Origin of the sequence: Nonomuraea lactucae (assembly GCF_003313395.1) — a bacterium.
GTDB classification, from domain to species: Bacteria; Actinomycetota; Actinomycetes; order Streptosporangiales; family Streptosporangiaceae; genus Nonomuraea; species Nonomuraea lactucae.
This window is the reverse complement of the sequence record NZ_QNFZ01000969.1, coordinates 1-11088: the sequence shown is the minus strand read 5'-3', so window position 1 is coordinate 11088 and position 11088 is coordinate 1. Positions and strand designations below refer to the sequence as shown.

Genomic DNA, 11088 nt, shown 5'->3' with positions numbered 1-11088 from the left:
AGGCCCGGGCCGCCACCCGGGCCGCGCTCGTGGGCCGCGCCGTCACTGCAGGGCGGCGGCGCGGCACGGGGCGCATCCTGCCGCCGGTTCTCTGTCACCTCAGGGACCGGCGGCATCCGCGTGTCCGGGGGAGGGGACGGAGGCGGGGACAGTGGGTGGGGACAGTGGGTGGGGACAGTGGGTGGGGACAGTGGGTGGGGACAGTGGTGGGTCAGGGGAGGCGGACGCCGGTGCGGCGGGCGATCTGCGCCTGCAGCCTGGCCATCTGCCAGTGCAGCTCGAGGAGCTGCTCTACCAGCTCGCCTCGGGGAATCTGTGACACGTCTTCGATGGCCAGGTGGTCGATCGCGGCCGAAAGCTCTCCCATCGCGCCCCCACTCCACTCCATCACTACCGGATCGAAACAACGTTCGAATCATATCGGAACAGCCGCCACGATGTCAGGCAATCGCCTCTCGTGTCGCTGTGGTGGTCAACACGGAATGTGCCTCGACACGAAAAACGACCGCCCCGGAGGGCGGCCGATGAAGGCGGGGCTGGTCAGCCCTTGTTGTAGGCGGCGAGGACTTCCTTGGGGTCGCCGTCCATCTTGATCTTGCCCTTGTGCAGCCAGATGACCCGGTTGCAGGTCTCCTCGATGACCCTGAGGTCGTGGGCGACGAGGAACACCGTGCCGGCCTCCTCGCGGATCTGGCGGATGCGCTGCTCGCTCTTCTTGCGGAACTCGCGGTCGCCGGTGGCCAGGGCCTCGTCGATGAGCAGGACGTCGTGGGTCTTGGCCGAGGAGATGGCGAAGCGCAGGCGGGCGCCCATGCCGGAGGAGTAGGTGGACATCGGCAACTGGACGAACTCATCGATGCCGGAGAAGTCGACGATCTCCTGGTATTTCTCCCGGACCTCGGCGGGGGTCATGCCCATGGCGTAGCAGCCGAGAACGATGTTGCGCTCGCCGGTGAGCTCGCGCATGAGCGCGGCGTTGACGCCGAGGAGCGAGGGCTGCCCGTCGGTGTAGACGGCGCCCGCGTGCGGAGGCAGCAGGCCCGCGATGGCGCGCAGCAGAGTCGACTTGCCGGAGCCGTTGCGGCCCACGATGCCGATGGCGTCGCCGTGGTAGGCCACGAAGGAGACGCCCCTGACGGCGTGGACCTCCTTCATCTGGGGCCGGCCCTGGCGCCTGAGTATGCGCGTGAGGGCGTTGACCGCGTTGCCCTTCTCGGCGTCGGAGGCGGCGCCGTAGACGCGGTAGACGATGTGGAGATCGTCGACGACGACGGTCGGGGTGCCCGTGGGGACGTCGAAGGGAGGCTTGCCCGCGGGCGCCACCGGCTGGGGGTGCGCTCCGTCCTTGCCGTCCTTTCCGGGGACGGCGGGCTGCTCGCCCTTCACCAGTGACAGCTCCTCGGTCAGTTCAGCCACGCCCGTACCTCTCCTCGGCACGCCAGAAGTACCAGAAGCCGAAGCCGAGTGCGAACACTGCCCAGAATACGCAGGATATCCACACCGACCCGGGCGGGTTGTGGGCGCTGATGAGGATGTCGCGCATGAACTCGATGTAGGAGGCGGCCGGGTTCGCGTAGTACATCGTGTCGGCGACCCACTGGGGCAGCTTGGCGGTGCCGACGACCTTCTCCTGGATCGAGAAGAAGACACCCGAGGCGTAGAGCCAGGTGCGGGTGATGAACGGCAGCAGCTGGTTGAGGTCGCGCATCGAGGAGCCGAGGCGGGCCATCACCAGCCCGGCGCCGATGTTGAACATCGTCTGCAGCAGCAGCACGAGCGGCATCATCAGCCAGAACAACGTGATCGGCTCTCCGGTGAAGATCACGATGACCAGCAGCACGCCCATGGAGATGGCCAGCTGCTGCAGCTCCTGGATCGTGTAGGCGAGCGGCAGCGAGGCGCGCGGGAAGTGGAGGGCGCGGATGAGTGACAGGTTGCCGGAGATGGACTTGGCGCCCGCGGTGACCGTGCGCTGCGTGTAGGTGAAGACGAACATCCCGATCAGCAGGAACGCGGGATAGTTGTCGATATTGCCCCGGCCCCCGAGGATGAGGCCGAACATCACGTAGTAGATGGCGGCGTTGAGCAGCGGGGTCAGGACCTGCCACAGCTGGCCGAGGGCCGAGTTGGAGTATTTCGAGACGTTGCGTGACGTCGCGTAGGTCAGGATGAAGTGCCGTCGTTCCCATAGCTGGCGCACGTACGCGGGGAACCGCGGCCGTGCGATGGCGCGGCGAAGCCCGTATCTCGCGGCGAGCTTGGCCAGCGGCTCCTGCCCGCTTCGGCCGCCCGCCTGGGCGTCCGCGACAGCGGATTCCGGCTGACTCATGGCTAGGACTCTATTGGATCCGGGTCGTTGGGGTGCCTGTCACGGGGTGGCGCGACAGTCTGTTGGACGGCGTCCTGGAGCGCCCGGTTCCAAGGCGCCGCCAAGACTCGCACAACCGTAGCCCAGCGGCCCGGTGCGTGGCTGGGAAGGGCGCGAGCACGATTCGGCAAGAGGTACTTTTGCTCGACTGTCCACGTCCACTCGTGTGCCCTATGACGGCTATGGGAGCTATGGGCGTTCTGTGGCATATGTCTGTGACGGTGGATAGTCATACGTGTGACCGAACTGCAACGCGCCAGAGACTCGCTGGTGGCAAGTAGTGAGGGATAGTCGCGATCGACTGGCAGGGCGTCGGCTGGCTTGACCACGTCAGCCAAACCCGGGGGCATTACGAGAGCCCCCGTCAGGCTGTTCGCGATCATCCCGGCTCGGCGCTTAAGGCTCACTGTAGAGGGAGGAACACTCTTACCATGCGTGTTACTAAGGGCGCACAGATCGTCGCCGGTACCGCGCTGCTGGCCGTCGCGGTAGCCGCGTGTGGCGGCGGCAGCGGCACCTCGACCGGCAACTCCGGAACAAGTGCCGACACGCCGGTCCGCATGGAGCTCGGCGAGCCCCAGAACCTGCTGGTCCCATCGAACACCACCGAGTCCGAGGGTGCTGAGGCGCTCGCCGCGATCTTCGAGCCGCTGGTCAACTACGACGAGAACAAGCAGGCCGTCGAGGCGGCCGCCGACTCCATCAAGAGCGACGACAACAAGGTCTGGACGATCAAGATCAAGTCGGGCTACACCTGGCACAACGGCGAGCCCTTGATCGCGCAGAACTACGTCGACGCGTGGAACTTCGCCGCCAACCAGGAGAACGCGCAGGGCGCCGGCTACTTCTTCGGCCGGATCGACGGTTACGCCGACCTCAACCCGGGCGAGGGCAAGAAGCCCGCGACCACGCAGATGAAGGGCCTCAAGGCCGTCGACAACTCCACCCTCCAGGTGACGTTGACCGCGCCGTTCTCCCAGTTCAAGACCATGCTGGGCTACACCGCGTTCTACCCGCTGCCCAAGGCCGCCTTCGGCGCCGACGGCAAGGTGACGAACGAGTACGGCGAGAAGCCGATCGGCCAGGGCCTGTTCAAGTTGGACAAGCCCTACAAGAAGGGCACCGACCAGAGCATCGACCTGACGGTGTACGACAAGTACCCCGGCAAGAAGCCGAGCGGCTGGACCAAGCTCCAGTTCAAGCTCTACAACAGCTCTGAGACGGCCTACAACGACCTCCAGGCCGACAACATCGACATCCACGACTCGCTGCCCGCTTCGGCGATCGCCAGCGCCAAGACCGCGCTCGGGGACCGCTATGAGGACCAGCCCGACGCCGGCATCGGCTACATCGGCTTCCCGCTGAAGTACAACGACCAGTACAAGGACGTCAAGATGCGCGAGGCCATCTCGATGGCCATCGACCGGAAGACGATCGCCGAGACGGTCTTCTCCGGCACCCGCGCGCCTGCCGACGACTTCATCAACCCGGCCATCGCGGGCTACCGCCAGGGCGCCTGCACGGCCTGCTCGTACAACCCCGGCAAGGCCAAGGAGCAGTACGCCGCGGCCAACGGCCCCAAGACCCTGGAGCTGGGCTACAACGCCGACGGTGGGCACAAGGAGTGGATCGAGGCCGTCGCCAACAACCTCCGGGCGAACCTCGGGGTCGAGGTCACCGTCAAGCCGTTCGAGAAGTTCGCGAGCATCCTTGACGACCTGGACCAGAAGAAGTACAAGGGCATGTTCCGGATGGGCTGGGCGATCGACTACCCGTCCGCCGAGAACTACCTGACGCCGATCTTCTCGACCGGCGCGATCAAGACCGGCTCCAACTACGCGGGCTACACCAACCCGCAGTTCGACGCGACGGTCGCCAAGGGTGACCAGGCGCCGACCGCCGAGGAGGGGCTGAAGTTCTACCAGCAGGCGGACGACATCCTGATCAAGGACCTCCCGTACATCCCGGTGTACTTCTACCGGAACAACTCCGGGTCCTCCACCAAGGTCAAGAACGTCAAGATCAACCTTCTCAACCAGGTTGAGTGGGCCGACGTCGAGAAGGCCTGACGTTGTTCCCGGGGGTGGGCGCCCGCCGTCGCGCCCGCCCCTCGAGAGCCGCCGGGAAGGCAGTCGCCTGGGCCGTTTCGCGCTTTTGGGTCCCGGGCACTGCCTTCTGGCATGTACGGGAGAAATGAATGGGCCGTTACATCATCCGGCGCCTGATTCAGGCAGGTCCAGTGCTGCTGGGCGCCACCTTCTTCATCTTCGCCACCGTCTTCGCGCTGCCCGGTGACCCCGTCGCGGCGCTGGCCGGTGACAAGCGACAGGACCCCAACATCGTCGCGATCATCCGGGAGCAGTATCACCTCGATGATCCGTTGCTGGTGCAGTATTGGTACTACATCAGCGGCATAGTCTTCCACGGAGATTTCGGCAAGACCTTCGCCGGCGTTCCCGTCACCCAGTTGCTGGCCGGCAAGCTGCAGGTGACGCTCAATCTGGCCCTGGTCGCCCTCACCATGGAGGCGATCATCGGCGTCCTCCTCGGACTGTGGGCGGCGCTGCGCCGCGGGCGGGCCACCGACACGGCGATCCTGGCCTCGACGCTGCTGCTCATCTCCATCCCCACGCTGGTCAGCGGCTTCGTGCTGCAGCTGTGGCTGGGCGTGTGGCTCAAGCGGGTCACGGGCACCGAGTTCTTCCCGATCTCGGGCGCCACGCAGGGCCTGAAGTCGTACCTGCTGCCCGGTTTCGTGCTGGCGGGCGTGTCGATCGCGTACCTCACCCGGCTCACCCGCACGAGCCTGGTGGAGACGCTGAGATCCGACTACATCCGCACGGCGACCGCGAAGGGCCTGTCCAGACGCAGGGTCATCGGCCGGCACGGGCTGCGCAACGCGCTGATCCCGATGGTGACCTATCTCGGCGCCGACCTCGGCAGCCTGATGGGCGGCGCCGTGATCACCGAGACGATCTTCAACCTGCCGGGCATCGGCTTCCAGCTCTACACCGGCGTCTACCTACGTGAGCAACCCGTCGTCGTAGGCATCGTGACCATCCTCGTGCTGGTCTACATTGTGGCCAACCTGGTCGTCGACCTGATGTACGCAGTGCTCGACCCGAGGATCCGCTATGAGTAGTGAAACCCCACAGGCCGGACCTGTGTACTCCGAGACGCTGACCACCGACCAGGTAGTGACGGCTCCCTCTCCGGGCAGGCGCCGCCGGAAGAAGGAGGGCAAGCCGGCGAGCCTGTGGAGCGACGCCTGGCACGACCTGCGGCGCAGGCCGATGTTCATCGTCTCGATCGTGCTCATCGCGATCCTGCTGGTCATGTCGTTCTGGCCGTCGCTGTTCACGGACATCAACCCGCTGGACGCCAGGACGTGCGAGCTCTCCACCGCCCGCCAGGGGCCCAGCCCGGGCCACATCTTCGGGCGCGACAACCAGGGTTGCGACGTGTACGCCAGGACCATTTACGGCGCGAAGAACTCGATCCTGATCGGCGTCACCACCACGATCCTCACCATGGTCGTGGGCGGCCTGCTCGGCCTCATCGCGGGCACCCGCGGCGGCATGGTCGACACCCTCACCTCGCGCGTCACCGAGGTCTTCTTCGCGATCCCCATGATCCTGGGCGCGCTGCTGATCACGGCCACGTTCCGAGGTCAGGACCTGGGCATCTGGATCGTGGTCATGGCGTTGTCGGTGCTGTCCTGGCCGATGACGTTCCGCATCATGCGGGCCGCGGTGATCACCGCGAGGAACCAGGACTTCGTCGTCGCGGCGCGGGCGCTGGGAGCGAGCCAGAGCAGGATCATGTTCAGGCACCTGCTGCCGAACGCGCTCGCTCCGGTGATCGTCGTCGCCACCATCAACCTGGGCGGGTTCATCGCGGCCGAGGCCGCGCTGTCCTTCCTCGGGGTCGGCGTGCAGCCGCCGGACATCTCCTGGGGCCTCATGATCGCCGATGCCCGCAACAGGTTCCTGGAGGCGCCGCTGCCGCTGGTGTTCCCGGCGGTGTTCCTGAGCATCACCGTGCTGGCGTTCATCATGATGGGCGACGCCGTACGCGATGCGATCGACCCGAAGCTCAGGTAGGAGGGGGGACAGATGAGAAAGACATCGCTGGACACGTTGCCCGCCGAGGGAGGGCTGGGCGACGAGCCGTTGCTGGCCGTGGACAACCTGCACGTCGAGTTCGCCACCAGGGCGGGCGTCGTGCGGGCCGTCAACGGGGTGAGCTACTCGCTGCGCCCCGGGGAGACCCTCGCGGTGCTGGGCGAGTCGGGTTCCGGGAAGTCCGTGACCGCGCAGGCGATCATGGGCATTCTCGACGTGCCGCCCGCGCGCATCCCCAAGGGGGAGATCCGCTTCCGCGGCACCGACCTGCTCAAGCTGTCGGACGAGGCTCGCACGCAGGTGCGCGGCCAGCGCATCGCGATGATCTTCCAGGACGCGCTCTCGGCGCTCAACCCGGTGTTCACCGTGGGCTGGCAGATCAGCGAGATGTTCCGGATCCACCGCGGCATGTCCAGGCGCGACGCCACGGCCAAGGCGGTCGAGCTGATGGACCGGGTGCGCATCCCCGCCGCCAAGCAGCGCGTCAACGACTATCCGCACCAGTTCTCCGGGGGCATGCGGCAGCGCATCATGATCGCCATGTCGATCGCGCTGGACCCCGAGGTGCTGATCGCCGACGAGCCGACCACCGCCCTGGACGTGACGGTGCAGGCCCAGATCATGGAGCTGCTCGCGGAGCTGCAGCGCGAGAGCAACATGGGCATGATCCTGATCACGCACGACCTCGGCGTCGTGGCCGACGTCGCCGACAAGATCTCGGTCATGTACGGCGGGCGCATCGTCGAGAACGCCCCCGTGCACGACATCTACCAGTCGCCCGCCCACCCGTACACGAAGGGCCTGCTGGAGTCGATCCCCCGGGTCGACCTCAAGGGCCAGGACCTGTACGCCATCAAGGGCCTGCCGCCCAACCTGCTCGACATGCCGACCGGGTGCGCGTTCCACCCCAGGTGCCCGTACCGGCAGGACAACTGCGTGACCGACAGCCCCCCGCTCTACGAGATCAATGCCAGGCGCGGCAGTGCCTGTCACTACTGGAGGGAGGTCCTCGATGGCGACCAAGGGTGAGCGCATCCTCGAGGTCCGCGATCTGGTCAAGCACTTCCCCCTGACCCAGGGCATCCTGTTCAAGAAGCAGATCGGCGCGATCAAGGCGGTGGACGGCGTCTCCTTCGACCTCGACAGGGGCGAGACGCTGGGCATCGTGGGCGAGTCGGGCTGCGGCAAGTCGACGCTGGCCAAGCTGCTCATGGCGCTGGAGCGGCCCACCTCCGGATCAGTGGTGATCAACGGCCGCGACATGGCGCGCGCCAAGGGGGCCGAGCTCAAACGGATGCGCCGCAACATCCAGATGGTGATGCAGGACCCCTACACCTCGCTGAACCCCCGGATGACCGTCGGCGACATCATCGGCGAGCCGTACGACATCCACACCGAGGTGGCCCCCAAGGGCGACCGCGGACGCAAGGTGCAGGAGCTGCTGGAGGTCGTGGGCCTCAACCCCGACCACATCAACCGCTACCCGCACCAGTTCTCCGGCGGTCAGCGCCAGCGCATCGGCATCGCCCGCGGCCTGGCGCTCCAGCCTGAGATCATCGTCTGCGACGAGCCGGTCTCGGCGCTCGACGTGTCGATCCAGGCGCAGGTCATCAACCTGCTGGAGCGGCTGCAGAACGAGTTCGGCCTGGCGTACATCTTCATCGCCCACGACCTGTCGGTGGTGCGCCACATCTCCGACCGGGTCGCGGTGATGTACCTGGGCAAGATCGTCGAGCTGGGCAGGGACGTCGAGATCTACGACAAGCCCGCCCACCCGTACACGCAGGCTCTGCTGTCGGCCGTGCCGGTCCCCGACCCCGAGGGGCGGGAGCAGCGCGAGCGGATCATCCTGCAGGGCGACCCGCCGTCGCCCGCCAACCCGCCCTCGGGCTGCCGCTTCCGCACCCGCTGCTGGAAGGCGCAGGAGATCTGCGCCGAGCAGGAGCCGCTGCTGGAGATCCGGCCGGGCACACGGCACGAGAGCGCCTGCCACTTCGCCGAGACCCACGACGTGGTGCACGCGGGTTAGCTCTGGGTCGGCCCTGGGTTGGCTCTACTGAGCAGGGCCGCTCGGAGGTTCCCGCGGATCCACCGCGGGGGCCTTCGGGTGGCCCTTCGCGTGCGCCTGCTTGCCGGCCCCGGGCTGGATCCGGTGGCGGCCGTCAGCGTGTGGCGATGACGGCGGAGCCGTGGCCGAACAGGCCCTGGTTGACCGCCAGCCCCACCCGCGCGCCCTCGACCTGGCGCCCGCCCGCCCGACCCTGCAGCTGGCGGGTCAGCTCGCACACCTGGGCGATGGCCTGGGCGGGGATGGCCTCACCGAACGAGGCGAGCCCGCCGGAGGGGTTCACCGGCACGCGCCCGCCCAGCGCGGTGTCGCCCGCGCGCAGGAGCTTCTCGGCCTCTCCCGGCGGGCACAGCCCGACGTCCTCCACCCAGTCGAGCTCCAGCGCCGTGGACAGGTCGTAGACCTCGGCGAACGACACCTCCCTCGGGCCCAGCCCCGCCTCCTCGTACGCGGCGTGCGCGACGGCGGCGCGGAAGGGCCGCTCCGGCGCGGGCACGGCGGCACGCGAGTCGGTCGCGAACTCGGGCAGCTCCAGCACGGTGCTCGGGAACGTCGGCGTCACGGTGGACACGGCGGCCAGGCGCACCGCGTCCGTGGCGCCGCGGCGCCGGGCGTACGCGGAGGACGCCAGCACGAGCGCGGCGCCGCCGTCGGAGGTGGCGCAGATGTCCATGAGCCGCAGCGGTTCGGCCACCATCGGCGAGGCCAGGACCTCCTCGGCGGTGACGGTCCCGCGGTAGCGGGCCATTGGGTTGAGGGATCCGGCCAGCGCGTTCTTGACCTTGACGGCGGCGAAGTCCTCGGGGGTCGAACCGTGAAGGGCCATCCGCCGGCGCGCGTAGAGCCCGAAGTAGGCCGGGTTGGTGGCGCCGAGCAGCCGGAACCGCAGCCAGTCCGGATCGTCGGGCCGCTCGCCGCCGACCGGCTTGAAGAAGCCCTTCGGCGTGGAGTCCGCGCCGACCACCAGCGCCACGTCGCAGAGCCCGGCCAGGATCCGGGTGCGCGCGATGTCGATCGCCTGAGCCCCGGAGGCGCAGGCGGCGTAGCAGGACGCGATGCGGGCCCCCGACCATCCCAGGGCGCGGGCGTAGGTCGCGCCGGCGACGAACCCGGGATAGCCGTTCCTGATCGTGGCGGCGCCCACCACGTACTGGACGTCGCCCCAGCCCACCCCGGCATCGCTCAGCGCCTCTCGGGCCGCCGCCACGCCGTACTCGGTGAACGGTCTGCCCCACTTGCCCCACGGATGCATGCCCGCGCCCAGCACCACCACGCTCACGAGACCGGCCCCCACATCCACACCAGCGGCCCGTCGGCGAGCGGCCCGTGGGTGAGCTCGACCTCCATGCCCACCTCCAGCTCCTCGACCGTGAGGCCCTTGACCTGCCCGAGCACCACGATGCCCTCGCGGGCCAGCTCGACGGCGGCGAGCACGACAGGCGTGTACGGCCGGGCGGCGACGAACGGCTCGGGAGGCGGGTAGCAGGCGTTGGTGTAGGACCAGATCCGGCCCCGTCTCGACAGCCTGGCCGCCTCCACTGACTCGCTTTCGCAGCCGGGGTTCGGGCAGAACCCGCTCCGCGGCGGGAACGCGACCGTGCCGCAGGAGGCGCACCTGGTGCCGATCAGGTGGGTGCCGCCCTCCTCGATGACGAACCAGCCCTCGATCGCCAGAGTCATAGCCAGAAGTATTACACAAGCGCTTGCTAGGCAGTACTCCGCCGTCGCCGCCTGTGCCTGACGATCACGCGAGCCGACATCACGGCAGGGAGCAGCAGCAGCGCCAGGACCACCGCCACCCTGGAGAACGGCTGCGCCGCAGGCTCCCGCCAGGATCGGTCAGGGGGCGGGACGAGCGGCGCCGCCGCCGAGCCCGCCAGCCGCTCCGCCTCGCGCAGCGCGCGCAGCGCGTCGACCACCCCGTGCCCGTACGAGCGGCTGTAACCGCCGCGGGGCCGCCTGCATGCGCCCCGCTCGATCGCCGAGCGGACGTGGTAGGGCGAGAGATCCGGGTGCACCGCCTTGATCAGCGCGGCGACGCCCGCCACCATGGCGGCGGCCGAGCTGGTGCCGTCGCCCACGACGTACGAGTCCGTGCCGTCGGCGCTGACGATCGCGGTGCCCGGGGCCACCACGGAGACGTAGTCCTGGCGGTTGGAGAAGGCGGCCACTTTGAGCCGGCGGTCGACCGCGCCCACGGCGATCACGCCAGGGTAGGCGGCCGGGAAGTTCCTGCGGTTCGTGGTGTCGCCGTCGTTGCCCGACGAGGCCACCAGCACGGCGCCGCGGCCGATCGCGTACTGCACGGCCTCCTCCTCTGCCGCGGAGCCCTCCCACGCGCCGCTGCCGCCGCCGAGGGACATGCTGATCACGTCGGCGCCGTGGTCGGCGGCGTAGCGGATGCCGCGGGCCAGCGCGTCGGACCGGCCCGGCTGCCGTTCGCGGCGGAGCGGGTCGCCGTTCTCCAGCGTGACGCGCACCGACAGCACGCGCGCGGCCGGGGCCACGCCGACGACGCCGACCGTGGT

Annotated in this window: 11 protein-coding genes; 5 read left to right on the top strand and 6 right to left on the bottom strand. The window is 68.5% G+C overall.

Annotated features, from left to right (window positions below):
- Positions 1 to 211: 211 nt before the first annotated feature.
- From DQW85_RS45025 to DQW85_RS34235, 3 genes are all read right to left on the bottom strand, one after another.
- Positions 212 to 367: a hypothetical protein gene (locus DQW85_RS45025; protein WP_162795599.1), complete on the bottom strand. Its 156-nt coding sequence runs from the start codon at positions 365 to 367 to the stop codon at positions 212 to 214.
- A 173-nt stretch (positions 368 to 540) separates the two neighbouring features.
- The gene (locus tag DQW85_RS34240) at positions 541 to 1416 is read right to left on the bottom strand and encodes an ABC transporter ATP-binding protein (protein WP_240197609.1); all 876 of its coding nucleotides are present in this window, start codon (positions 1414 to 1416) and stop codon (positions 541 to 543) included.
- On the bottom strand, positions 1409 to 2329 hold the full coding sequence (locus DQW85_RS34235) for an ABC transporter permease (protein ID WP_113703903.1): 921 nt from the start codon (positions 2327 to 2329) through the stop codon (positions 1409 to 1411). Before DQW85_RS34235 ends, DQW85_RS34240 begins: the two co-directional genes overlap by 8 nt.
- Positions 2330 to 2799: 470 nt before the next feature.
- Between DQW85_RS34235 and DQW85_RS34230 the strand changes: the two genes are divergently transcribed.
- From DQW85_RS34230 to DQW85_RS34210, 5 genes are all read left to right on the top strand, one after another.
- Positions 2800 to 4437: a peptide ABC transporter substrate-binding protein gene (locus DQW85_RS34230; RefSeq protein ID WP_113703902.1), complete on the top strand. Its 1638-nt coding sequence runs from the start codon at positions 2800 to 2802 to the stop codon at positions 4435 to 4437.
- Between the two features lie 128 nt (positions 4438 to 4565).
- Positions 4566 to 5510 carry an ABC transporter permease gene (locus DQW85_RS34225; RefSeq protein ID WP_113703901.1) on the top strand — a complete coding sequence of 315 codons (945 nt, stop codon included), beginning with the start codon at positions 4566 to 4568 and terminating at the stop codon, positions 5508 to 5510.
- Complete coding sequence (locus DQW85_RS34220) at positions 5503 to 6471, top strand: ABC transporter permease (RefSeq protein ID WP_113703900.1); 969 nt, start codon at positions 5503 to 5505, stop codon at positions 6469 to 6471. Before DQW85_RS34225 ends, DQW85_RS34220 begins: the two co-directional genes overlap by 8 nt.
- A 12-nt stretch (positions 6472 to 6483) precedes the next feature.
- Positions 6484 to 7521, top strand: a complete 1038-nt coding sequence (locus tag DQW85_RS34215) for an ABC transporter ATP-binding protein (protein ID WP_113703899.1) — start codon at positions 6484 to 6486, stop codon at positions 7519 to 7521.
- A complete protein-coding gene (locus tag DQW85_RS34210; protein WP_113703898.1) occupies positions 7505 to 8521 on the top strand; it encodes an ABC transporter ATP-binding protein in 1017 nt (338 codons plus the stop codon). The genes DQW85_RS34215 and DQW85_RS34210 overlap by 17 nt, the downstream gene beginning before the upstream one ends.
- Positions 8522 to 8654: 133 nt before the next feature.
- Here DQW85_RS34210 and DQW85_RS34205 read toward each other — a convergent pair whose 3' ends face one another.
- The 3 genes from DQW85_RS34205 to DQW85_RS34195 form a co-directional block, all read right to left on the bottom strand.
- Positions 8655 to 9854, bottom strand: a complete 1200-nt coding sequence (locus DQW85_RS34205; protein WP_275888281.1) for a lipid-transfer protein — start codon at positions 9852 to 9854, stop codon at positions 8655 to 8657.
- Positions 9836 to 10240: a Zn-ribbon domain-containing OB-fold protein gene (locus tag DQW85_RS34200; RefSeq protein ID WP_113703897.1), complete on the bottom strand. Its 405-nt coding sequence runs from the start codon at positions 10238 to 10240 to the stop codon at positions 9836 to 9838. The genes DQW85_RS34205 and DQW85_RS34200 overlap by 19 nt, the downstream gene beginning before the upstream one ends.
- A 26-nt stretch (positions 10241 to 10266) precedes the next feature.
- A partial coding sequence (locus tag DQW85_RS34195) for a S8 family serine peptidase (RefSeq protein ID WP_113703896.1) occupies positions 10267 to 11088 on the bottom strand: 822 nt, incomplete at its 5' end.

What these genes read in the sequence shown, in the direction of transcription:
- DQW85_RS34215 (WP_113703899.1), top strand. Translation starts at nt 6,484, where the DNA reads ATGAGAAAGACATCGCTGGACACGTTGCCCGCCGAGGGAGGGCTGGGC.
- DQW85_RS34230 (WP_113703902.1), top strand. Translation starts at nt 2,800, where the DNA reads ATGCGTGTTACTAAGGGCGCACAGATCGTCGCCGGTACCGCGCTGCTG.
- DQW85_RS34200 (WP_113703897.1), bottom strand. Translation starts at nt 10,240, where the DNA reads ATGACTCTGGCGATCGAGGGCTGGTTCGTCATCGAGGAGGGCGGCACC.
- DQW85_RS34220 (WP_113703900.1), top strand. Translation starts at nt 5,503, where the DNA reads ATGAGTAGTGAAACCCCACAGGCCGGACCTGTGTACTCCGAGACGCTG.
- DQW85_RS45025 (WP_162795599.1), bottom strand. Translation starts at nt 367, where the DNA reads ATGGGAGAGCTTTCGGCCGCGATCGACCACCTGGCCATCGAAGACGTG.
- DQW85_RS34210 (WP_113703898.1), top strand. Translation starts at nt 7,505, where the DNA reads ATGGCGACCAAGGGTGAGCGCATCCTCGAGGTCCGCGATCTGGTCAAG.
- DQW85_RS34235 (WP_113703903.1), bottom strand. Translation starts at nt 2,329, where the DNA reads ATGAGTCAGCCGGAATCCGCTGTCGCGGACGCCCAGGCGGGCGGCCGA.
- DQW85_RS34225 (WP_113703901.1), top strand. Translation starts at nt 4,566, where the DNA reads ATGGGCCGTTACATCATCCGGCGCCTGATTCAGGCAGGTCCAGTGCTG.